This window comes from Brevibacillus choshinensis (assembly GCF_001420695.1).
Lineage (GTDB): Bacteria > Bacillota > Bacilli > Brevibacillales > Brevibacillaceae > Brevibacillus > Brevibacillus choshinensis.
This window is the reverse complement of sequence record NZ_LJJB01000010.1, coordinates 1,726,459-1,750,539: the sequence shown is the minus strand read 5'-3', so window position 1 is coordinate 1,750,539 and position 24,081 is coordinate 1,726,459. Positions and strand designations below refer to the sequence as shown.

The following is a 24,081-nucleotide window of genomic DNA, read 5'->3' as shown; positions in this document are numbered from 1 at the left end:
TACCATTGAGTATATCTATCTAGAAAGGGATAAAAAGGGTATGATTTGAGTGAGTTCGTTCACCTTTTCTATTAAAGGAATGAGGTTTTGTATGCTGACCGTTCTTCATTTTTTAGAGCTCCGGTCGTATTTTAGCGATCGGGAAACCCGTGTTGCTTTCCCTGTGACAGTAGAAAAGCTCACGGGCATTTGGCATTGCACCCCTCGTTATACAAAAATCATCATTCGCAAGCTTTGCGAGCTCGGCTGGATTGATTGGCAGGCTGGTCGCGGGCGTGGTCATACTTCAGTGCTGACCCTACTGGCGGATTCCGAGGAAATTCTCCTCCATGAAGTAAAGGACAAGATGGAACGGGGAGAAGTCAATGAGGCGATGGAGCTGATGAACCGATTTGGCGGCAACTCAGCGAAGAATCGCTTGATGGATTGGCTGTCAGACGGAATGGGCTTCACGACTCAGATGGTTTCAGACAAGTTAGAGGATACGTTGCGTTTTCCTGTTTACCGCAATATTGTGACGTTGGACCCAGCGTTGTCCTATTACACGTTTGATGCCCATATTGGTGGACAGCTGTTCAATACATTGGTCGAATATGATCCAGAAAGACGTACGATAAAGCCTAGCATCGCACATTCTTGGGAAACCAGTGAGGACGGGCGAGCATGGACGTTTCATTTGAAAAAGAGCATTCTGTTTCATCATGGTCGGGAGCTTACGGCCCACGATGTTGTGTTTTCCCTTGATCGCGTTCGATTGCGTCCGGAGCGCTTTGAATCGAGCTGGATGTTTCAAGACATCGCACAGGTAGAGGCACTCGATCATAAAACGGTACACATTCAATTGAAGCAAGCAAATTCATTGTTTCTGCGTTTTTTATCAACGGTTCCAGCAAGTATCCTTCCAGAGGATGTCGTTGTGCGGAGGGGGGAATCGGAGTTTTCTCGGAATCCCGTCGGCACCGGTCCGTTTCAAGTCACGCGCATGCAGGACGGGATCTGTGTACTAGAGGCATTTCCCGCTCATTTTCGCGGCAGGCCACAGCTGGATCGGGTCGAGGTACTGATCTTGCCCGATATGGAACCGGGTCGGCTAAAAGAACCGGACTGGACATCTGTTTTCACGTCCTACGGGGATCCGTCTCATGGAGAACTGGAGGCGCAGCTGAGTGAGAGCTGTGGGTGGATCGATGCAGAAATACTATTTGCCTGCTGCACGCTGCTGGTCTTTCATCAATGGAAAGTTGGACCACAGAATCACCCTGCATTTCGGCGAGCTCTTCACCACATCATCGATCGACAACAGATGATTGCGGATTTGGGAGGAGATCTCGTTTTTCCAGCCAGAGGGTTCCGTCCGCACCATGCGAATACGGGCAGGGCTGAGGAAGAGGCGTTGAGTCGTGCAGAGATTCAAGCGTTATTACAGGAAAGTGGCTATCGGGGGGAAGTGTTCAGAATCGCTTCCAATCCGTATCACGAGGAAGACGCTATCTGGATTCGGGACCGTTTGGAGTCATTCGGTATCCATATTGAGATGCACGTGAAGCCCGTTGAAGAATTGATGGATTATGAGGATTGGGAGCAATACGACGGTCGGTTGTTTGGAAACGTATTTACCGGAGACGAGATCTGCGAGCTAGAGATGTATTTGCAAAAGAATTATTTCCTGGCTGCCTTTGATCCGCAGACAGTGGAACAGGTCAAACAACGGACAGAAGCCATTTTCCGTGAAAGGGACGCCTCCAGACGACAGGAGCTGCTGGATGAGCTCGAATCTTTGATGAAGCAAACGCATTCGATCCTCTACCTCGTCTATAAAAAGAGCAATACGTCCTTTCACCAGTCGGTGCGCGGGGTCTCGATTAACACATCAGGCTGGCTGGACTTCGATAAAATCTGGTTCCATCCCCAAGCAATCAGACCTTAGTACGGAAAGGGAAAAGTAGTCTCGACAAAGGAGGCTGCTTTTTTTTGCATATACTAGGATAAGGTTCTCGTTCCTTTCCTTTTATGGTAATCTTTCTTGGAAGAATCAGGATTACTCATTCTACTACTAGGTGGTACCTCTATGCGTTCGATTTGGCAGATTTATAAAACGGATTGGCTCAACATTTTCAAGGTGCCGACAGGCGTTTTTCTCATCGTGGCGATTGCTCTGCTCCCATGCTTGTATGATTGGGTCAATATCAAATCGGTCTGGGACCCTTATGCCAATACCCAAGGCGTCAAGGTAGCGGTCACGAGTCAGGATACGGGAGCAACGGTTGCCGGACAGCACATCAATATCGGAGACGAGCTGCTGAATAGCCTACAGCAGAATCAAAAGCTAGGCTGGACCTTCGTCGATGAGGCAGAGGCCCAGAGAGGTGTGGACAAAGGCGAGTATTACGCCAGCATTCTCATTCCACCCGACTTTTCCTCGAAAATTACCGGCATTGTGGATGGAAAGCTGGATCGACCCACCGTTATTTACAGTGTGAACGAGAAGGTGAATGCGATCGCGCCTAAGATTACATCGTCGGGCGTGTCCGCGATCGCCAAGGAAATCAATGAAAATTTCACCGGAGCCGTGAGCGAAGCATTGCTCAAAAAGCTGAAGGAAATCGGCATCGAGATCGAAGCACAGCTACCGACAATCCGTAAGATTGAAAATGGCATTTTCGACCTTGAAAGGAATCTTCCCCAAATCCAGGCTGCGGGACAGAAGGTATTGGAGCTGGAAAAGAAGCTGCCAGAAATTCATGAAAAAGCGCAGATCATTCCCGCATTGGAAGAGAAAATTCCTGAGATCAACCAGGCGGCTGAGTATTTGCTGAAAATCCAACAAAACTGGCCGAAAATCAGCGATACGATCTCACAGATTCTCATCATTCAAGATAAGCTGCCACAGATTCACCAGGCGGTAGATCGCGTCCAGGAGCTGGATCAGCACTTCAATCAGGTAGAGGACACGGTCAATCTCGCTCTGAGCAAAACGAACAAAGCGATCGAGGTCGTGACGGCGGCGCAGGACGCATTGCCACGGATTGCAGACATCGCGGAAAAGGGAGCTGCCTTTGCTGATCAGCTCCATGATTTTTTGGTAGCGAATGAAGGGGCACTGGATACGATCGCTCCCTTGATAAAGCAGAATCTCGCGTTGGCTCAACAAGCCGCAGATACCGTAGCCTTGCTGGCGGAGCGGCTGCTGGATACCAATCCAGATCGTTGGCCAACAGCGGATGAGGTCAAAGCCGTTCAGGGACGATTGGCGACCGTCGAGCGCGTGCTGGAGCATACGTCCTCTTTGCTCGATCGCATCAATTCATACATCCCAGGCAAACCGCTGCAAGGACAGGTGGATCGCCTGCATTCGATCGAGGACAAGATGAAGAGACAGATTGAGCTGCTGGGGATTGCGGCTCTCGCGCTGGAAAACGGGAAGGCTCCCCTCAAGGAGACAATCGAGAGCTTGCGGCAGGGTGCGAAAGAAACGAGTGCTGCATTGGGATCGATTCTCTCGCGGTACGACAGTGAAATCGTTCCGCGTATCGCTGCTGGCATCGATGCACTGAAAACATTGGCCCGCACGTCTTCTGACCATTTGCAGACAGCTAAAGACAAGATACCGGATATCGCAGCCATTCTAGAAGATGCCAAGGCAGGTCTGGAATTTGGCCAAGCTGAGCTAAAACGCATCCAGGATCAAATGCCACAGATTCGGGCAAAGGTGCATGAGCTGGCGCAAGGTCTGCAAGCAAAGGTCGATGCTTTTGACAAAGCGATCACCGTAGCTGCGCCACTATTGAAGAATAGCCTCCCGGAGATCGGGAAAAAGCTGGACGCAGCGGCAGCCTTCATCACGAACGATTTGCCTGCGGCGGAAAAAGAGCTCGTGAAGCTGTCGGATTTCGTCCGCAATCAGCTCCCTCAGCTAGAGGAGGGGGTTCATAAAGTCGCTGGATTGGTTCGCAACGATCTACCCCAGCTGCAGCACGCTGTCCGAGAAGCCGCAGACAAGCTGAGGGAATTTGAAGCGAATAATCAATTCGCAGCTCTCGCCAAGCTATTGCGCGGAGATATCCAAAAGGAAAGTGAGTTTTTGGCCAGTCCTGTCCAGATTCAAGAGAATCGGAAATACCCGATTCCGAATTACGGCTCAGCGATGTCTCCGTTTTATGGCGTCCTGTCGTTGTGGGTGGGAGCGACGTTGCTGATTTCCTTGTTGAAAGCCGAAGCCGAAAATCCGGATGGGCGGTACAAGCCGTACCAGCTGTACTTGGGACGACTGGGCACATTCTTGACGATCGGCATGTTTCAAGCGCTGTTCATTACACTCGGTGATATTTACCTACTCGATGCCTATGTGGCTGACAAATTACCGTTTGTCCTTTTTGCGATGCTGGTCAGCGCCGTGTTTGTCACCATCACGTACACGCTGCTGTCTGTATTCGGCAATGTGGGCAAGGGACTCGCGATCATCTTTATGGTGTTCCAGTTCTCGAGCTCTGGCGGCACGTTTCCGATCAGCATGACACCGTACTTTTTCCAGGTATTGAATCCATTTATGCCCTTCACCTATGCCATTAGCCTTTTGCGAGAAGGCGTGGGTGGGATTCTGTGGGAGACGGTGATTCGGGATATTCTCTGCCTGCTTGGGTTCATCGGACTGAGCCTGTTCGTGGCACTCGTCCTGAAACGTCCACTCAGTGGCCTGATCAAGAAGTCGACCGAGAATGCCAAGAAGACGAAGATTATTGCATAATGAAGGTTCGAAGAATATGGTAAAATATAGAAAAAAACAAAGAAGACAGCCTTGGAAACAGGGCTGTTTTATATCGCGTACCTCTTGAAAAAGGAACAACCACGAATTATCGAGGATCGACTGAGAAAGCATTTTCTGCATATCCAAAAGAGCATACAAGCCAACGAAATCGATGAAACGGGGCAGGAAAAAGAAACAAGGACAGCTGATTTGTAGCTGTCCTTTCATTTATTTACGCCCGGTGGCATGGGGACGGAGGGGGTGTTGCCTTAAATCACGCCCTGCACCATCATAGCATCGGCCACTTTAATGAATCCGGCGATATTCGCACCGACGACGAGATTGCCTGGATGTCCGTACTCTTCGGCGGCCTTCATGCTGGTTTGATAAATCCTAGCCATGATTTCGTGCAGCTTGGCATCCACTTCTTCAAAGGTCCATGCGAGGCGCATGCTGTTTTGGGCCATTTCCAGTGCGGAAACGGAGACTCCACCTGCATTCGCGGCTTTTGCTGGTCCAAAGAGAATGCCATGGCTCAAGAATACTTCGATCGCATCTAGAGTGGACGGCATGTTTGCTCCTTCAGCGATTGCTTTCACGCCATTTTCGACGAGGATTTTCGCAGATGCGGCGTCGATCTCATTTTGAGTGGCGCACGGCAGAGCGATGTCACAGGGAATGGTCCAAATGCCTGTGCAGCCTTCCCGGTACTCGGCGTGCGGATGTTCTTTTACATACTCGTGGAGTCTTTTTCGTTCCACTTCTTTTAGGCGTTTCACGGTTTCTAAGTTAATGCCGCGCTTGTCGTAAATGTAGCCGTTCGAATCGCTGCATGCCACTACACTGGCTCCCATGTGGAGCGCTTTTTCCATGGCGTAGATCGAAACATTGCCTGATCCGGAAACAACGACGGTGCGGCCTTTCATGCTCTGGCCTTTATCTTTCAGCATTTCCTCGACAAAGTAAACGACTCCGTAGCCAGTCGCCTCTGTACGAGCCAAGCTTCCGCCGTAGCCCACACCTTTTCCGGTGAGGACGCCTGCTTCATATCCGCCGCGAATGCGTTTGTACTGACCGAACATGTAGCCGATTTCCCGTGCACCGACCCCGATATCTCCAGCAGGTACATCCGTATCTGGACCGATGTATTTGCAGAGCTCTGTCATAAAGCTCTGAGTGAATCGCATGACTTCGCCGTCGGATTTGCCTTTTGGATCGAAGTCCGATCCGCCTTTACCGCCGCCGATGGGTTGGCTGGTCAGTGCGTTTTTAAAGATTTGTTCAAAGCCTAGAAACTTGATGATGCTGGCATTGACGGATGGATGGAACCGGATACCGCCCTTGTATGGACCGATCGCGCTGCTGTACTGTACGCGAAATCCGCGATTTACCCGTACTTTTCCGTGATCATCGACCCAAGGTACGCGGAACGTAATGATTCTCTCTGGTTCACTGATCCGTTCGAGGATACCGTTGTTCATGTATTTCGGGTGCTTTGCGAATACGGGTACCAGAGAATCGAAAATCTCTTTTACGGCTTGATGAAATTCATGCTCCCCAGGGTTGCGTGCTTGAATCGTTTCGTACACTTCATTGACGTACGATTGTGCAATCTGCATGTCATCCAGTTCACTTTCTTGTAGAGCAGCCATCTCTCTCATCTTCTTCCTAATGATTTTTCCTTCGTTCTCTCTCTATATTCTCGGGTGCCTCACGTGTTTGGTTTGCTTTGGTGTATTGTATAATTGAAAATCAATCGAAACAATATGAATATTGGTTAAAATTGATGCCATTTTGAGATGGGTTGCTTTGCGTGAGGTGTCTTTTTGCTTGGAGGGAGAAAAAGGGGATGGAATATCTGTGTTTGTCGAAAATAAGGTGGGGCCTTTCCAGAAACATGTGAGATGGAGGAGATCTACCATGAAAAGAAAGCTTCACAGGATCATCGCGTTCTTACTCAGTGCGGCTCTGTTCCTTCCCGCAACCGCTACGAAAGGACAAGAAGTAGCGGAGGAGGTAGAGCAAACAGAAGGGATAAGCTCGGCCGCCGTAAAGCTACGAGAAGAGATGAGAAAGCTCTGGACTGATCAAACACTCTGGACTCGAAATTACGTCGTCAGTGCTACAGCAGGGCTGGAGGACCAGAGTCAGGTGCTGGCCAAGCTGTTGAAAAATCAGGAAGACATCGGAAATGCCTTTAAGCCATATTACGGAGAGGCGGTCGGCGATCAGCTGACAGAGCTGTTAAAGCAACATATTTTTATCGCGGAAAAGATCGTGGAGGCAGCGAAAAACCAGCAGCAGTTAGATTTAAAAACGCTCTATACAAACTGGTACCTAAATGCGGATGACATCGCCAATCTCCTCAGTGGCCTCAACATGAATTGGACCTTGAACGAATTGAGAGATTTGCTCCATACGCAGCTGCAGCAGGTCACCGATGTGGTGGAAGCCAGGCTGAACAAGGATGGAAATGCAGACATACTTGCATTTGATCAGGGGGAAGAGAATAGTTTAGTCGTGGCAGACACCCTATCGGAAGGGATCATCAAGCAATTTCCCAATCTATTTTCCTGACAAACAAAACGGTCTTGACCGTTTTGTTTGACCGCAAGCGGTCACATCCGCGTTTATGAAAAAGGCATGAGACATGGAACGATTCCATGTCTTTTTTTCATGAGCAGGCTTAGATAAAAGTTTTCTTAACGTATAAGAAATGGATAAGCGTATCGCTTATCATTTCTGGAGCGCATGGAAACTTTCCGCTACAACGCGGTCGTTCATCCTTGAGCAGGCTTCGATAAAAGTTTTCTTACAAAAAAGTAAGCTAACTGTTAGGTAGATCAATGGCACCCCCGCTGGAAAATCGGTACAGTTAGAAACGTTGAAAAAAGCAAGATCGGTATTTGCTCAATTGGGAGAAGGGGGAACACGACATGAAAACATCTGTCCTAGAAGTCAAAAAGGTACAAAAAATATACGGGACAAAGGGAGAAAGCCAATCCCATGCATTAAAAGGCGTTTCGTTGAACATACAGGAGGGAGAGTTCGTCGGGATCATGGGACCTTCCGGATCGGGTAAAACAACGCTTTTAAACGTCATTTCGACACTCGATCGGCCGAGCGAAGGGTTGATTGAGATCGCCGGGACGGATATTACCAAAATGAATCAGAATCAGCTGGCCGATTTCCGTTCCCAGCGGCTCGGATTTATCTTTCAGGACTTCAACCTGTTGGAGAACTTGTCGTTGTACGAAAACATCGCGTTGCCTCTATCTCTGCAAGGGGTGTCTTCCCAAGAGATCGGGAAAAAAGTGAAAAAGGTAGCTGAAACGGTAGGGATCGCGGAACTGCTGCAAAAATACCCGGTACAAGTCTCCGGCGGACAAAAGCAAAGGGCGGCAGCGGCACGAGCTCTGGTCCATGAGCCTGCTATTTTGTTAGCAGACGAGCCGACTGGTGCACTCGATTCAAAAAATGCAAAGAGCCTGCTGGAAACCATGAGCGATTTGAATGAAAACCAGAAGGTCTCGATCTTGATGGTCACGCATGACGCATTCAGCGCAAGCTATTGCAAGCGCATCTTGTTCATTCAGGACGGAAGCCTGTACAAAGAAATTCATCGCACGGAAGACCGACAATCTTTTTTCAAACAAATTCTGGATGTACTTGCCGAGCTTGGTGCATCACATGATCTGCACTAGGAGGGGATAAGAATGTTACTGAAGCTATCGTTATCGAGCATGCGAAAAATGATGAAGGACTATCTGATCCTGCTCGTGGGGCTGGTCATCTCCATCTCAATTTTCTATATGTTTCAGACGCTCGCACTCAACAGCGAGTATACCCGGGAGAATTCGCTGATCAGTTCCATACAGCTGGTTTTTAATGTGGGCGCATTTCTTCTGGCGTTTATTACGATCTTCTATATTTTTTACGCCAACTCATTCCTGCTTTCCCTCCGGCGCAAAGAGCTGGGGATGTACAGGGTATTGGGAGCAAAGAAAGGTAAGATCAGCCAGATTCTGTTCCTGGAAACACTGACAATGGGCATCCTGTCCATTATCGTTGGAAGCATCGTAGGGATCGGACTCGCCAGTGGAATCGGCAGGATGCTGATGAGCCAATTGGACATTTCGGCAGAGGGATATCAGCCCTTTTATGTGCCTGCTCTGCTCATGACGAGTGGATTCTTTTTAGTGCTGTTCTTCCTGACATCTACGGTAAACGCTATTCGTCTGGCGCGTGCGACCGAGCTGGATCTCATCCGTGCCGAACAGCAGCATGACCGGGTAAAAGCGACAGGGGTTCGAACCGTGCTGGTTGCTTTGCTGGGGCTAGTCCTTGTGACAGTAGGATACGTTTCCCTCTATCACCTGAGGGAGCTGGTAGCGTTTGGCTTTATCATTGGAGCAGTAGCAACGACTATCGGGACGTATATGGTTTTTATTTCTTTGTTGCCCATGTTTATGCAGCTACTGAAAAAGAATCAAAAGTGGAATGACCAAAAGTTGAATGCCTTTACGTTTGCTCAGCTTCGTTTTCGCGTGAACAATCTGACCAAGGTGCTGGCGACTGTTGCGATGCTGATCGCGCTAGGGGTGGGAGCGATGGCAGGCGGACTTGCCTTCCAGCAAAACGTCTCTCTGATTGCGGGTGTCGCGCATGTCTATGACATCACACTTCAGGACCCGACACCGGCTGATTTCGAGTCGATCAAGAGCATGACGGTAGAAGAGCAGCTCACGTATCGATACAAAGTGGATGGCGATGTGATCTATTACGCCAAAGACGATTTGCTCGCACATCCGCCTCTGATCTCCTCGAACAGTATGGGAGCCTACGATCCTGACATTCAACCAAAACGGGTATCGACGCAGCTGCCGGCCTCCGCATACAGCATGAACGAAAAATCGGAGCAAGCAGGCACAGCTGCGATGGAGCAGATTCCCGAAGAATGGGAGAAAACGATCCGCAACGAGTTTGTTTCGAGCTACTCGATGCTGGATGACAAAAGCATTCGCATCGTAGATGGTCCTACTTACGATGGCATTACAGGCGAGGAACACACACTGCTTTTGGTGAGAGTCGATGACTTTGGGAAGTACAAGGCCGAGCTGAAAGCCATGGATCAACGACAAATGGAACGAATCGCGCCTTTCGCGACCGACAACGACAGCGAGATGCTGTCGACCAAATACAGCATGTACGAAAGCCTGTATGCATTTACGAGCGGAACGATGTTTATGGGCTTCTTCCTGGGAATTGCCTTTCTGGCGATGATGGCAAGCTGCCTGATGTTCAAAATTCTCTCGGGAGCCAGCAGGGACCGCGAACGCTACAAGATGCTGCGAAAGATTGGTGTGCGCAAAGCATGGCTGGTAGGGTCGATCTACAAAGAGCTGTTCCTCGTGTTCATTTTCCCTGCATTGATGGGCTTGCTGCATGTCCTGGTAGGAATGGAAATGTTCTCGGTCATCTTGCTTGACCCATACGCAAACATTTGGGCGCCAACCTTGATTTTTGTTGGGATTTACGCCATTTACTATTGGATTACGGTACAGCTCTACCGGGGAATTGTCCTGCCGAAAGAAGCCTAAAGGAGAAAAGCATGGGTGAGATCAACAGATCTTGCTCGTGCTTTTTTTATTGCGAGTATATTTGCAAGAAAAATACATTTTCTGCACAAAAGAAAACGTTCGTTTTATAACTGTATATATTGAACGTTAATAGAGCTGCGATGAGATGAAACGACAAAAACACGAAAGTTAGATTATTAAACAATTGATATAGATCGGATTTTATGATAATTTAACCTTTGTGAAATTTAACGGACATTATTATTTATTAGAGAAGGAGAGAGAAAGATGGAATGGAAGGACATTATCGCGGCACTTAGCGTGGTCTTGAACGGTTTGCCGCAAGGTTTGTTGGCCTTATCTCTCGGTTTTGCATCCGTTCCGACTGCGCTTGCTTTTCTCGTAGGGGCAGCCGGAAACGCGGTCACGGGTTCAGTAGCAGTCGTTTCGTATCAAGCAGAGACGATTACGCTGGCGGGAACAATCGGAAAAAGCATGAAAGAGCGGCTATCGATGATTTTTGTCGGGGGAATCATCATGACCATCATCGGTCTGTTTGGTTTTCTGGAGAAGATCGTGGACTTTATTGGCCCGGTTATTACGAATGGCATGATGGCCGGTGTGGGGATCATGCTGGCTCGCGTATCGTGGGACATGGCACGCAACAACATGGCAGTCGGGATCAGCTCCATGGCATCCGGTCTTCTTACTTACTTCTTGACGAAAGACCTGGTTTATACGGTAACCGTCTCTGTCATCCTGTCCAGTGCGGTATCTTATTTTCTGAAGCAGGGAAGCCCTATTCAGCCAGTAGCGAATGATCGTCTCGTCTTGCAGAAATTGACGTTCTCACCTGCGATCCTGCGCGGGGCGATGGCGATGGTATGTCTCAACATCGGAGCCAATATCGCGTTTGGTCAAATTAACGGTGAAATTGCGAAAGCGGATGTAAACATCGATACGCTCTCCGTCATTAGTAGCGTTGCTGATATGGTTTCTGCTTTGTTCGGTGGTGCGCCAGTTGAGGCGATTATCTCCGCTACTTCTGGGGCACCTCACCCGGTTGCGTCTGGTGTGCTGATGATGGTGCTGATGGCTGCGATCCTGTTTGCAGGCTTGCTGCCGAAAATCGGTCGCTTCATTCCGAGCGAATCGATCTCTGGCTTCTTGTTTGTACTGGGTGCCATCGTTACGGTTCCTGGTAATGCAACAGCTGCTTTGACTGGTGGCGACGCGTCTTCTGGTCTGGTAGGCGGTATGACAATGGTTGTTACAGCGATTTCCGATCCATTCTTTGGAATGCTGGCAGGTTTGTTGATGAGAGCGTTGATTAGTCTATTTGGAATGTAGGAGGGAGCAACATGGAAAAGACGTATACACTCGAAGTAGCAGGAGTCACCCGTGAGCTGCCAATCATGCCGATCGCGGAAGATCTGAGCATTGCTAGCTTTGTCATTCTCGGTGATGCAGAGCTGGTTGCGGCAGCGGCACCTCTTCTCGTAGAGAAGCTTCCTGAAGTGGACGTGCTGATTACTGCGGAGGCAAAAGGAATTCCCCTCGTCTATGAGGTAGCCCGTCTGCTGAAATTGAAAAAGTACTATGTAGCACGAAAAAGCATCAAGCCTTACATGGAATCCCCGTTGGTGAACGAAGTGGTTTCTATCACGACACAAAAAGCACAGGTCTTGTGCCTCGATGGGGCCGATGCCAAGGAAATCGCGGGAAAACGTGTCGCGATTATCGATGATGTAATCAGTACCGGTAAATCGTTGCAGGCCATCGAAGATTTGGTCGTTCAAGCGGGTGGCAACGTCGTGGCGAGAGCAGCGATCCTCGCAGAAGGAAATGCCGCTGAGCGCACAGATATCCTGTTTCTGCAGGAGCTACCACTGTTTCCACACAAGTAAAATCGAAAACGAGGTCCGTCCCCTTGCAAGAGAGAGGACATCTGATCAGGCAGCCCAGTGAGATTGTTCACTCGGCTGTTTTTTTTCAAGCAAGGTTTGGGTCTAGGCTATTTCCTTGTCTGTATGATCTTTGTACCCGAATTCTTCCAAAAGTGATACGATCTTTTCGAAGACGGAGAAAAATAGCTTGTGAGTAATTTGTGAGGATAAGGTGGTAGCATGATGAATGCCAGATGTCGGTGGAGGGGGAAGCGACAGTGAACAGGGCGAATTACCTCAAAACCATCGGGATCCTCTTCATTTTTTTTCTGTCCGTTGTGACGTTCTTCGTCATTTACGTGAAAACAGTGCCCGTTCAGAACTCCCCGCATGCAAAGAATGGTGTGCTGGATTTATCAGAGTGGAACTTCCATGATCAAGGCCTGGCTAATCTGGATGGGGAATGGGAGTTTTATGAAGGGAAGCTGCTAGAGCCAGAAGATTTCCGTAAAGGAGTGCGCTCGGATCTTGGATATTTGTCTGTTCCGGGCACCTGGAAAGGAAAAAATGACGATGGAAGCGGAATGAGCAGGAAAGGCTACGGAACGTATCGATTACGAGTGATTGTTCCGGAATCCAACCAAATACTCGGACTAAAAACCCGTAATATCCGTATGTCTAACCAGATGTTTATCAATGGAAATGTAGAGGGAAACAGTGGTCATCCTGCAGCCACCCTGGAAACGCACTCGCCAGGAAATACACCCTACACAACGTATTTTTACACCGAATCACGGGAAATCGAGATCGTGATTCAAGTAGCCAACTACATGTATATCACAGGTGGAATCATTAATTCCATCCAATTTGGACTGCCGGAGGATATCACGACTCTGAATGGCATTCAGATTGGCAGCGATTTAGCTGCTGTCATCATTCTCGTTATTTTAGGGGTGTATCATCTCAGCTTTTTCTTCCTTCGTACGAAAGACAAAACTTATTTGTATAGTGGTCTGTATATCCTGACGCTATTGATGGGTCAATTAGTTTACGGTGAAAAGGTCCTGTTGAGGTTCATGCCGCAAATTCCATTTGATCTAGCCTATAAGATGCAGGATTTAAGCGTTTATATTAGTGCTATTATTTTGATGCTTTTTTTCTATTCGATCGAAAATCGTCTCATGTCGTTAAAGAAAATGCTATTGATGATGATTCCCTTATTCGTATACATCCTGGCGATCCTTGTCCTTCCGTATCCAGTACACAGTGAGTACGAATACATCTACCTGGTCTGTATGGAAATCATTCTTTTTTACATACTTGGTCGCATGCTTTATTTGTACAACCTGAGCAGACGAGATCCCGCGAAGAAAAAGGAAATGGTGCTGTTCATTGGTGCAAGTCTGTGCATGCTCGTTGTCCTGACGGATGGCATCTTGTATACAGAGAACATCGTTCCGACCGATTTGATGGGAAAAACGGCAGTGATCGGCTTTATTACTTGTTTAAATCTATTATTGGCGGTTCGATTTACGAGTGCGTATGAAAAAACGGAGATCTTGTCTCATCAGCTTTCCGTGTCCAACCAGCTAAAGGATGAATTTCTGACCTATACATCACATGAAATGAAAACACCCTTGCATGGCATTCAAAATATTACCGCCTATCTGCTAGAGGATGAAGAGAATCCTCTGTCGAGTGAACAACAACAAAACGTATGGCTGATCAGGGATACATCGATCAAGTTGTCGATGCTGATACACGATTTGATTGATGTCACACGTCTGAAGCATGGCGAACTGCGTCTCTCAACGACGACTGTGGATGTTAAAGTGGTGACGCAAATGGTATTTGATGTGCTGCAATTCGAGTTGGTAGGCAAATCAGTGCGTCTGGTTAATCAGATCGGGTCCAATGTCAGGGTGATGGCAGACGAAAACCGACTTCGGCAAATCATGTACAATCTGGTGCACAATGCAATCAAGCATACGGAAGCGGGCACGATTACCGTAAAGGCGCGAGTAGCAGAAAAGGAAGTATCGATTTACGTTGAGGATACGGGTACTGGCATCGCAAGTGAGCGGCATTCGTCGATTTTTTCGTATTTTGACCAGAGCGATACTCCCTTACCACAGGATGGATACACCAGCATGGGGGTAGGGTTGTACATAAGCCGAAAACTCATCGAACAAATGGATGGCCAGATACAGGTGGACAGGTCGGAGGTCGGAAAAGGGACTAGCATGAAGTTTACGCTGCCGCGACTTGAGGAGGCACACATGCAACAGGAAAAAGCGGTAGCTGGAACAATCCAGCAACGAATTGTGGAGGACAGCCTTCCGCTCGATATTTTGAATCAGCCCTCACATACCATTATGATCGTGGATGATGAAGCCACGAATATTCAGGTCCTTCTCCATATCCTAAAACGCCACCAGTATAACGTCATAACGGCGTTCTCCGCAAATGAGGCGTTGCTCAAAATGAAAGAGCATCCAAATGTAGACCTCGTTATTTTGGATGTGATGATGCCAGAAATCTCCGGTATCGAATTATGCAAGATGCTGCGAGTCCAAAATTCGATAATTGATTTGCCCATTCTGTTTGCCACGGTAAAGGATACGCCACACGACATCGCCCTTGGTTATCGGGCAGGAGCCAATGATTATGTGACGAAACCATTTGACGCTGAGACGCTCATTGCCAGAATCCAGACGTTGATCGCGATGAAGACGTCCATACAGGAAGCGATTCAGAATGAGTATGCCTTCCATCAAGCGCAGATCAAGCCACATTTCCTGTACAACGCACTGAGTAGTGTCGTCTCATTCTGTTATACGGATGGGAAGAAGGCAGCCTACCTGTTATCTATGCTCAGCCAATACTTGCGGTATATTTTGGAGATGGACCGGACGACTTTGTACGTCCCCTTGTACCGGGAGATGGAATTGATCGAAGCCTATGTGGAGATCGAGAAAGCGCGGTTCGAGGATGGCTTCGACTTTTTCTGTCACGTAGATGAAGAGTGCTTGAACCTGCATATCCCTACCCTCTGTATCCAGCCATTCATCGAAAATGCCATCCGTCACGGATTGTTTGAAAAAGTTGGACAAGGCAATGTCTCTCTGATGATACATAAAAGAGATGGGTGTATAGAAGTGATTATTGAGGATGATGGAGTCGGGATAGCAACTGACTTGCTCGAAAGAATGAACAAAGGCGAACAGAAAAATGGGAGCATCGGAATCTTGAATATACACAAACGATTGCTATCCACTCCCGGTTCCGCCATGAAGATCGAATCGGAGGTCGGACAGGGAACTAGAGTGTACCTGTCAATTCCCATTCGTACAGAGGGAATGACCGAGGGAGAGCGGGAGAGGAGGAAAATGATTGTTTAACGCATTGATTGTGGAGGACGAAAAACCGATTCTAGACTTGATGAAGTATGTGATCGGTCAAGATCCACATTACACGATTGTAGGAGCCTACACGAATCCGCTGGAGGCATTAGATCAATTCTCAGAACTTCAGGTAGATGTGGCGTTCCTGGATGTGGAAATGCCGCGAATGAATGGGCTGGATCTAGCTCAGAAGATCAATGAGCGATCCTCGCAGACAAAGATTGTTTTTACGACTGCCTACAAACAGTACGCATTGGATGCTTTTGATGTGCATGCCTTTCATTACATCCTGAAGCCCGTGACACCGATGGCAATCGAGCGAGTGACCAAACGATTGGTGGATCAGTTTGGACATACAAAGACAGGCAACCAACAACAGAAAATGGCATCCATACAATGCTTTGGAGGATTTGAGGTACGCAACACGGAAGGGAGCATTGTTCGCTGGAGAACCAAAAAAGCCGAGGAGCTATTTGCGTACCTTCTCTGTCATCCTGGACGCAACATGAGTAAGTGGCATTTGGTCGATCTGTTGTGGGGAGAGATGGATGAGGAGAGAGCTACGCATAATCTTCATACGACTGTGTACCGATTAAAGAAGATTCTCAAAGAACAGGAAGTAGGAATGGACATCAGCAAAACGAGTGAAGGGTATATGCTGGAGCCGAAGGACCAGTCCTACGATGTATGGGCATTTAACCAGTATCATTTTTCAGTGGCAATGGATTCGTTCGATGTTGAGCAGGCGGAAAAGCTGTACCACCTGTACAAAGGATCGCTCTTTGATCAAAAGGACTATCTTTGGAAAACGCCGTTGGAAGAAAAATACACCAAGCAGTATACGATGCTGGTGCAAAAACTGATTGAGCATGATCTGTTGCGAAAGGACTGGCAAAAGGCGGAACAGCGTGTGGATACGTACTTGGCATTGTATCCCTTGCAAGAGGAAATGAATCAGGTTTTGCTGGAGATTTACGCACGTAACCATCAACGCAGAAAAATCGCAAAGCATTACGAGAAGTTCGCCACTGCTTATCGTCTGGAAGTAGGGGTGGAGCCGCCAGAGGCAATGCGAAAATGGGTGGAAGACTATTTGCGAGAGAATCAATGACTAGATCGTAGCAGAGAGAAGCCCATTCTCTCTGTTTTTTTGTTACTTCTATACGTGATAGTCCTTGTGAGAAGTTTGTGAGGTGCATTTGCTAGAATCCGAATGACACTGACACCTAGAATTCGACAACCATAGTTTCGGACGAGGAGCATGATCATGAAGATTACGATTGTGGCAGTCGGAGGTGTACGGGACAACGATCTAAAAAAGAGGATTCAGCAGTACAGCAGGAGATTGTCCGTTTACTGCCGGATTCAACTCATCGAGGTAAGAGAAGAAAAAACGCGGGAAGTCCAGGGGCTGTCAGAGCAGGGACGAAATCTGGAGGGTGCGAGAATCCTTTCCCATATAGGAGACGGCGATTATGTGATTGCGCTAGCGAACGAAGGGCATATCTGGTCTCCTAGAATGCTGTCTAATGAACTCGATAGGCTCGTAATGGAGGGAAGGAGCCAAATCACGCTAGTCATGGGAGGGGAGCACGGATTATCTGCCGAAGTTTTGGAACGGGCCAATGCACAGTTGGCCATTTGCCAGACCGCATTTCCTCATCAGCTGCTGCGCTTGGTATTGATGGAGCGTGTATACCGGGCATTCCAATGTAGTCTGGGCGAGCCGATTCATAGAATGGGAAAGAACAAGAATGGGTAAAATGACGAACGAAAAAAACCGCAGTCTTGGCACAAACGGTGCGCCTGACTGCGGTTTTATCTCCGTTAGTTGATTTGCGGGAGTGGTTTGATCGACCGTTTCCGCGTATTGCGTACGAAGTTGATGAGGATTACGGCAAGAACGATCAACTGCGGAACCGTAGTCTCCCAGCTTGCATAGATGCCAAGCTGTGGCGCGTAGAGCAGGTAGTCCGAGCTGTGCGATGCCAGACTGCCGGTGACTTGCAGGGAGTGAATGCTCGCGCCAATAAATTTGAAGGCCATGTAGTAGAGCAATAAGCTCGCTACCAGGAAGAATGGGCGAATCGGAATGCGATTACTCAGCTTGATGATCGCGTAAGCAATGATCGCGAGCAAGAGGAGTGCTCCACCGATACCCATGATCAGATCGGTCATACGGATGGTAGCTGCCATTCCCATGTAGAAGATGATGGTTTCTGCTCCTTCGCGAATGACGGCGAGAAAGGCTGTAAAGCTGAGCGACCACAAGGTGCCTTTTGCCAGAGAAGTACCGATCGTCTTTTCCACAAAGCGGTTCCAGGCTTGGAGATTGGATTTCTTGTGCAGCCAGGCACCGATTGTCAGCATAAACAATACGGCGATGATCCCGGTGAAGCCTTCGATCGTTTCGCGAGAACTGCCGGTAGAAAGGTTGGAAAACACGATGCTCAGCAAAATGGCGAGCAAAGCAGAACCGATCATCCCGATCACGGCGCCAGACCAGATCCACTTGCGCTTGTCTTCATTGCCGGATCTTTTCAGGAACGTCAACAGCGATACGATGATCAAAATGGCTTCGAGACCTTCCCGAAACATAATCAGCCCGGCATCCCACGCGGTGTAGGAAGAAACGACGGCAAATGGCTGCAGCTCGCTTTTCATTTCAGCGATGTAGGAGGATGCCTTTTCCCAGTTGGGCGGGCTGGACAGGATCAAGGTAGGTACCGATACCATCTTCGTTTCAATGCTGCTGTATGTAGCTGGCGACTTCGTCATGACCACACCTTCTACAGAAGGCCAGCTAGAGATAAAGGTATCCATTTTGCTAGCTACGCTATCCGCTTGCTTGCTTTGAATGTCAGCTTCGACGGAGTCCAGCAGCTCCAAAAGGGAAGAGATGGACGGCCGATCACCAGAAGCAGATGGATCCGCCACATTCGCGACTGCTTTTCCGGAGAGGTAATCCTCGACAACAGTGATTAAGTCTTGCAGCTTTGCTTTTCCTTTTACAGGATCAATCGGATCGGTGTTCAGTGCAATCCTCGCTCCACTGATCTTGACTTCCATATCGCTGTACACCTGGACATTTTCAGCTCGGACCAGGTTTTCGGCTTTATACCAGCCTGTGACAAAGCTGTTGTATGCCTTCTTGGCAGCTGCCCCATCTCCTGCTGAGACGGCTTTCATACTGTCTTGGAGAAGAGGTAACAGGGCGGCGATCTGTTTGTGCGCTTTTTCTTTCGGTTGGCCAGAATCCTCTTTGGCCGAAACATATCGATCGGCTGCCTTTGCGAGCTTGGAGATGGCGGATTTGGCCGATGCTGGATCGGTATTTACCTGAGCGAGTGCCTGTTCTGCCTCGGTCAGAGCTACTGTTAATGATTGGGCATCTGCAGAGGTCTCAGCGTTTGTTTCCCAGAGAGCCTTCATGCTAGCGATGGCCTTTTTTGCTTCCTCCCAGTTTTGATCCCCACTGCTGATCAAAGCATCACTGGAAAACGCGATGATTTGTTTCAACTGGTCTGCCTGCAGCGGAGCCGCATGAACAGAAGGGAGGCCAGAGGAGAGCAGCAGCAAGGACATACAGATGATGAGCATGTAGCGTTTCAAGATGTTCACTCCATCCCTGATTGGAATCTAAAATAACGTTTCACCGATATATCCGCCCTCGCTTGCCCCAGGGAGACAGGCAAACAAACCACTGCCGACGTGGGTGATATATTCATTGAGCTGATCTGCGGCAGCCAGCTTTTGTTGCATCGGGATAAATTGCTTGCGCGGGTCACGATTGAAGCACACAAATAGCAGCCCGGCATCCAATTGACCCGTCTTGATATCCATTCCGCTCGAATAGGAATAGCCACGGCGCAAAATCTTCACTTTCCCTTCCATATTTGCCAGTGCGACGTGAGACGTGGTTGGGATGACCGGATTTCCTTTGCTGTCCTTGCGATTTAATTCCAGATCGTCGAACTCCCCAGACTTTCCTAGTGGCGCACCAGATTGGCGATGTCGGCCAAACGTGCTCTCCTGATCGTCGAGGGAAGAGCGATCCCATATCTCGATACGCATCCGAATTCTTCTCATGACCATGTAGGAGCCGCCAGCCATCCACGCAGGGTCATCGGTGCTCTGTGCCCAGACGATCTCGTCCGCTGCTGCGGGCTCACTTACCTTGGGATTGTTGGAGCCGTCCTTGAAGCCCATCAGATTGCGCGGCGTAGAGCCTGTAGGGTCGGCAGCACTCGTCCGTTGAAAGCCGTCCTGTACCCAGCGGAGCACGGCTTTTCCACGTGCGATCCGAGCTAGATTGCGGAGGGCGTGAAAGGCTACCTGCGGATCATTCGCACAGACCTGGACGACGATATCCCCACCCGTCCATTCCTTGCGAAGATCATCACTATTAAAATGAGGCAAATCGACCAATGGAGCAGGGCGCTTGCTTGCCAATCCAAATCGCTCATCGAAGAAAGAAGCCCCAAGGCCAAACGTAATCGTCATGCGCATAGGAGCGAGTCCAATGCTTTCGCCTGTGTCGACAGGAGGCAGATGAGGATTGTCGCTCTCGTCGTCGACATTTTTCCCTTCCGTCAGACGAGCTGCTGCTGCGGTCCAGCTCTGGAACAACTTACGAACTTCAGCCAACGCGGTCGCTGTTACATCAAAAGCACCCATGCAGATAAAATCCTGCATAGGTGTAATGATTCCTGATTGATGTTTTCCGTAAAAAGGAATGATCCCGTTTACAGAGTCCGAATCGGAGGAGGTAGCAACCTTGGTTGCAGAAGGCTTTGGCTGCACAAGCGCACCCATGCTCCCTGCACCTACCAAGAGTCCGATTCCTCCTACACCAGCTAGCTTCAGCGCGTCCCGCCGTGTCATTTTCTTGTTGGCAATGTTTTCGAGACGTTTTGTATCCATCCGGTTAGCCTCCTAAGATCGTTCCCATTTTGGAAAGAGGTTCCGCCAATGCATCCAATGCCTGACTGAGCTTTTTCACCTGGTCTTCTTTGATTTCGTTGTAGAGTACGAAGCCGTCGCCTTTTCGATAAGGAGCGAGCTCTTGATCAAGTGCTTTGAAGCGATCCTCGATTTCGGTTGCCAATGCAGCATCCTTCGCTTCTACAGTAGACTTCAGTACTTTGAAGATTTCGTTTGCGCCCTCCACGTTTGCAGCGAAATCGTACATATCGGTTCGAGAGTAACGTTCTTCTTCACCAGTCACTTTGCTGGTGGAAACCTCGTTCAACAGTTCAACTGCTCCCGTGACGAGCATTTTCACATCAATATCCACGCTTTCTACTTTCACGCGCAGCTGTTTTACGTCCTGCAGTAGTTGATCAGCCACTTTTCCTTGATCAGCTACAGACTTCGTTTCCCACAGAGCTTTTTCGAGCTTGTGATAGCCACGCCATTCATTATCAGGAACATCGCCTTCGCGGGCATCGATCCAAGGGTCAAAGTCACCCAATGACTCAGCGATTGGTTCAATTCTTTCATAGTAAGCACGAGCAGGCGCGTAAAGTTTTTTCGCCGTTTCCATATCGCCTGATTTCACAGCATTGGTGAAGCCTTCAGTCGATTTTACCAGCTGATCGGTTTGCTCGATGACCCATTTTTGGTATTGATCGATCGAAGCCTGGAGTTCTGGAGCAACAGCAGGAGTAGTAGCTGCAGGCGTAGCTTGGTTGTTTGTAGCTGGTTGTTCAGGCGTAGCGGTCTCCGGTTTTTTCTCTGTTTTTCCTGTGTCTGCGCTTCCACATGCCGACAGCATCAAGGAAGAGCCCAACACGACCGCGCTTAAAGGATAAACCCATTTCTTACTCATTCTGAAATACATCCCCTTACCATATAAATGATTGCTTATATACCCGAGAATAAAAATCATTATCAATTAAAAACAACTTACTCTTTTCCTTTGCAGTTTGCAATAGTTTTTGAAAAATATTTGATTTGGATCTTGTTGGGTGATAGAAAGGAGCAAAAAAAGCCATCGAATGACCGATGGCCTAGTAACGAATTAGGAAGTCGTGAAGGCTGAAAAACTATTTTCGCTGATGATATCCTGTAGCAAAATGCAAGAATAGATGGAGCGCCACTCGTGAAGTCATATCTCGTACGTCTTTTGTTGGGTCGACACAGACCATATCCATCGCGATGACCTTTGGAGATTTGCCGACGGCATGGGCGGCAGAGAGCAGGTCGACAGAGGAGAGACCTGCAGGTCCAATCGCCGGAACTCCGGGCACTGTCGATTGATCCATGACGTCCACATCGAAGGTGATGTAGATGGCATCACATTTGGCTTCCAAATACTGAATCGCTTCGGCGACGACGGCATCGATGCCGCGCTGTCTGACCTGATTGGCAGTAATCAGTGTCATTCCTTTGGCTTCTGCATACTGGCGGTACTCGCGGGAGTTGGCAAAGCTTCGCAATCCGATTGTGACGATATCTTCGCCACGCACCGTTTCTGACTCCATCAGGCTGCGCATAGGCGTTCCGTTGGAGGTACCACCATAAGCCGTGTCTCTGACATCCAGATGGGCGTCAAATTGAATCAATCCGATCCGTTGGGGCTTTGCCCGTTTGATTCCGGTAATGGCCCGGTATGTGATGGAATGGTCTCCCCCTACGATGACCGGTGTTGCAGATACATTGGTGGTCACTTCCTGTAAGGCTGACTCGATGTTTTCCTGACAGCAGGAAATGTCCGTCACATGCATGGCGACATCGCCTAAATCAACCGCCCGCAAAGAGGCGAGATCCAAATCTTCATCAAAATTGTAGGTAGTAAACGAGCTGAGCAGCTGCCGGAATTGCAGCGGGTGAGCATGGGCTCCGGAAAAGCTGATCGAGCTTTTCGAGAGAGGCACACCGATGATCGCGAAATCATAGCTTTCGCCCGGCTGATAGGTCTGCTCGACCCATTCGGACAAGCGAGTCACGTACGGGTCTCCTTTTCCTTGGGTAAACCGGAATGGAGGTTGGGTCAAGTATGAAAACATGTGGAGTCCTCCTCTGATTAGTGCGATAACACCTTGCTCAGGAATGCTTGGGTACGTGGTTGATCAGGTGCAGAGAAAATCTTCTCTGGCGCTCCATCCTCAATCAGCGTGCCGCCATCCATCACGACAACGCGGTCTGCTACTTCTCGTGCAAAGCCCATCTCGTGAGTGACGACCACCATGGTCATTCCTTCTGCGGCTAGCTGCTTCATAACGGCGAGTACTTCTCCTACCAATTCCGGGTCGAGCGCAGAGGTAGGCTCGTCAAACAGCATGACTTTCGGTTTCATCGCCAATGCGCGGGCGATCGCGACACGCTGCTTTTGTCCGCCTGACAATTGGTCGGGGTACATGTCCGCTTTTTCCGCAAGACCGACCTTGCGCAGAAGCTCGCGAGCCAATTGCTCGGTTTCTTCACGCTTTGTCCTTTTTACGCTCATCGGTGCCATCATGACGTTTTCCAGCACGCTCACATGGGGGAACAAATTGAAGTTTTGAAACACCATGCCCACTTCAGCGCGAATCATGTCCAATTCTTTTTGTGGCATTTCCACGAGCTTTCCGTTCTTTTGAATCAATCCAATCGGTTTGCCTTCGATTTCGATTGAGCCTTCCTGAATTTGTTCCAGGTAATTCATGCAGCGGAGCAAGGTGCTTTTGCCGGAACCACTGGGCCCGATGATGACAACCACTTCGCCTTGATCCACGTTGAGGCTCACATCTTTTAATACGTGCAGTTTTCCATACGATTTATGAATGTGTTTGACGGAAATCATCAGGCGCGCGCCCCCTCTACACTCAATTTACGCTCCAAGCGACCGATGCCGACCGAGATGGAGTAGTTGACGAGGAAGTACAGAACAGCGATACCGATGTAGATCTCAAAATAACGGAAATTATTCGATACGATCAGATTACCTGCGCGCATCAATTCAGAAACCGTGATGACGGACAGCAGGGAAGAGTTCTTGGTCAGTGCGATGAACTCGTTGCACAGTGGCGGCAGCATGCGACGCACGGCTTGTGGCAAAATGACTTTGATCATCGTCTTTGCGTGGCTCATCCCGAGAGAACGCCCAGCTTCCATTTGTCCTTTATCAATCGATTGAATCGCTCCGCGCACGATTTCCGATACGTACGCTGCACTATACATGCCCAGTCCCAGCACCCCAGCTACAGATGCACTCAAATCCACTTGCAAGCCGATCGCTAAGCCGTAGTAGAGAATCATGAGCTGCACCAACAGCGGTGTTCCGCGAAACCATGCCAGATACCAGGAGCAGAGTATAGATATCCATTTTTGTTTGGACATCCTTCCGAGACCAATGATCAGGCCCAGAACCGCACTCAGAATCAGTGCCATGAAAGTCATCGAAACCGTAACCCATAGCCCTTCCAGAAGCGCAATTAAATTGTTGTCTTCAAAAATCACCATGAAATCAAGCGCCATTGGTGCAC

Annotated in this window: 18 protein-coding genes; 11 read left to right on the top strand and 7 right to left on the bottom strand. The window is 48.9% G+C overall.

Features of this window, described 5'->3' with window-relative positions; genetic code table 11:
- Nucleotides 1–91: 91 nt before the first annotated feature.
- The 3 genes from AN963_RS18230 (at nt 92) to AN963_RS31220 (ending at nt 4,960) form a co-directional block, all read left to right on the top strand.
- Nucleotides 92–1,927: an SgrR family transcriptional regulator gene (locus AN963_RS18230; RefSeq protein WP_055745942.1), complete on the top strand. Its 1,836-nt coding sequence runs from the start codon at nt 92–94 to the stop codon at nt 1,925–1,927.
- Between the two features lie 141 nt (nt 1,928–2,068).
- Nucleotides 2,069–4,744, top strand: coding sequence for a YhgE/Pip domain-containing protein (locus AN963_RS18225; protein ID WP_055745941.1), 2,676 nt, complete (start codon nt 2,069–2,071; stop codon nt 4,742–4,744).
- Between the two features lie 51 nt (nt 4,745–4,795).
- Nucleotides 4,796–4,960, top strand: a complete 165-nt coding sequence (locus AN963_RS31220) for a hypothetical protein (protein ID WP_161827293.1) — start codon at nt 4,796–4,798, stop codon at nt 4,958–4,960.
- A gap of 53 nt (nt 4,961–5,013) precedes the next feature.
- Here the strand turns inward: AN963_RS31220 and gdhA are convergent, their stop codons facing one another.
- Complete coding sequence (gdhA, locus tag AN963_RS18220) at nt 5,014–6,396, bottom strand: NADP-specific glutamate dehydrogenase (RefSeq protein WP_055745940.1); 1,383 nt, start codon at nt 6,394–6,396, stop codon at nt 5,014–5,016.
- A 268-nt stretch (nt 6,397–6,664) separates the two neighbouring features.
- Between gdhA and AN963_RS18215 the strand changes: the two genes are divergently transcribed.
- The 8 genes from AN963_RS18215 (at nt 6,665) to AN963_RS18180 (ending at nt 17,375) form a co-directional block, all read left to right on the top strand.
- Nucleotides 6,665–7,321, top strand: coding sequence for a glycosyltransferase (locus AN963_RS18215; RefSeq protein ID WP_236708013.1), 657 nt, complete (start codon nt 6,665–6,667; stop codon nt 7,319–7,321).
- 359 nt (nt 7,322–7,680) lie between these two features.
- Nucleotides 7,681–8,448, top strand: a complete 768-nt coding sequence (locus AN963_RS18210; RefSeq protein ID WP_055745939.1) for an ABC transporter ATP-binding protein — start codon at nt 7,681–7,683, stop codon at nt 8,446–8,448.
- A 12-nt stretch (nt 8,449–8,460) separates the two neighbouring features.
- Entirely contained in the window at nt 8,461–10,344 is a 1,884-nt protein-coding gene (locus AN963_RS18205) for an ABC transporter permease (RefSeq protein WP_055745938.1), read from the top strand.
- Nucleotides 10,345–10,611: 267 nt separating this feature from the next.
- On the top strand, nt 10,612–11,673 hold the full coding sequence (locus AN963_RS18200; RefSeq protein ID WP_055745937.1) for a solute carrier family 23 protein: 1,062 nt from the start codon (nt 10,612–10,614) through the stop codon (nt 11,671–11,673).
- Between the two features lie 11 nt (nt 11,674–11,684).
- Nucleotides 11,685–12,230: a phosphoribosyltransferase family protein gene (locus tag AN963_RS18195; RefSeq protein ID WP_055745936.1), complete on the top strand. Its 546-nt coding sequence runs from the start codon at nt 11,685–11,687 to the stop codon at nt 12,228–12,230.
- Nucleotides 12,231–12,487: 257 nt separating this feature from the next.
- Nucleotides 12,488–15,610, top strand: a complete 3,123-nt coding sequence (locus AN963_RS18190) for a hybrid sensor histidine kinase/response regulator (RefSeq protein ID WP_330218845.1) — start codon at nt 12,488–12,490, stop codon at nt 15,608–15,610.
- Entirely contained in the window at nt 15,603–16,724 is a 1,122-nt protein-coding gene (locus AN963_RS18185) for a response regulator (RefSeq protein ID WP_055745934.1), read from the top strand. Before AN963_RS18190 ends, AN963_RS18185 begins: the two co-directional genes overlap by 8 nt.
- Nucleotides 16,725–16,880: 156 nt before the next feature.
- Complete coding sequence (locus AN963_RS18180) at nt 16,881–17,375, top strand: 23S rRNA (pseudouridine(1915)-N(3))-methyltransferase RlmH (protein WP_055745933.1); 495 nt, start codon at nt 16,881–16,883, stop codon at nt 17,373–17,375.
- Between the two features lie 65 nt (nt 17,376–17,440).
- On the opposite strand, the gene AN963_RS18175 is transcribed toward AN963_RS18180, so the two are convergent.
- From AN963_RS18175 to AN963_RS18150, 6 genes are all read right to left on the bottom strand, one after another.
- Nucleotides 17,441–19,234 carry an FTR1 family iron permease gene (locus tag AN963_RS18175; RefSeq protein ID WP_407922550.1) on the bottom strand — a complete coding sequence of 598 codons (1,794 nt, stop codon included), beginning with the start codon at nt 19,232–19,234 and terminating at the stop codon, nt 17,441–17,443.
- An 18-nt stretch (nt 19,235–19,252) separates the two neighbouring features.
- Nucleotides 19,253–20,536 (bottom strand): iron uptake transporter deferrochelatase/peroxidase subunit, encoded by a 1,284-nt coding sequence (efeB, locus tag AN963_RS18170; protein ID WP_055745932.1) that lies wholly within the window; start codon nt 20,534–20,536, stop codon nt 19,253–19,255.
- 4 nt (nt 20,537–20,540) lie between these two features.
- Entirely contained in the window at nt 20,541–21,443 is a 903-nt protein-coding gene (gene efeO, locus AN963_RS18165) for an iron uptake system protein EfeO (RefSeq protein WP_055745931.1), read from the bottom strand.
- A 217-nt stretch (nt 21,444–21,660) separates the two neighbouring features.
- Complete coding sequence (locus AN963_RS18160) at nt 21,661–22,623, bottom strand: agmatinase family protein (protein WP_055745930.1); 963 nt, start codon at nt 22,621–22,623, stop codon at nt 21,661–21,663.
- A 17-nt stretch (nt 22,624–22,640) separates the two neighbouring features.
- Nucleotides 22,641–23,399, bottom strand: coding sequence for an amino acid ABC transporter ATP-binding protein (locus AN963_RS18155; protein WP_055745929.1), 759 nt, complete (start codon nt 23,397–23,399; stop codon nt 22,641–22,643).
- Complete coding sequence (locus AN963_RS18150; protein WP_055745928.1) at nt 23,399–24,073, bottom strand: amino acid ABC transporter permease; 675 nt, start codon at nt 24,071–24,073, stop codon at nt 23,399–23,401. Before AN963_RS18150 ends, AN963_RS18155 begins: the two co-directional genes overlap by 1 nt.
- Between the last annotated feature and the right edge of the window lie 8 nt (nt 24,074–24,081).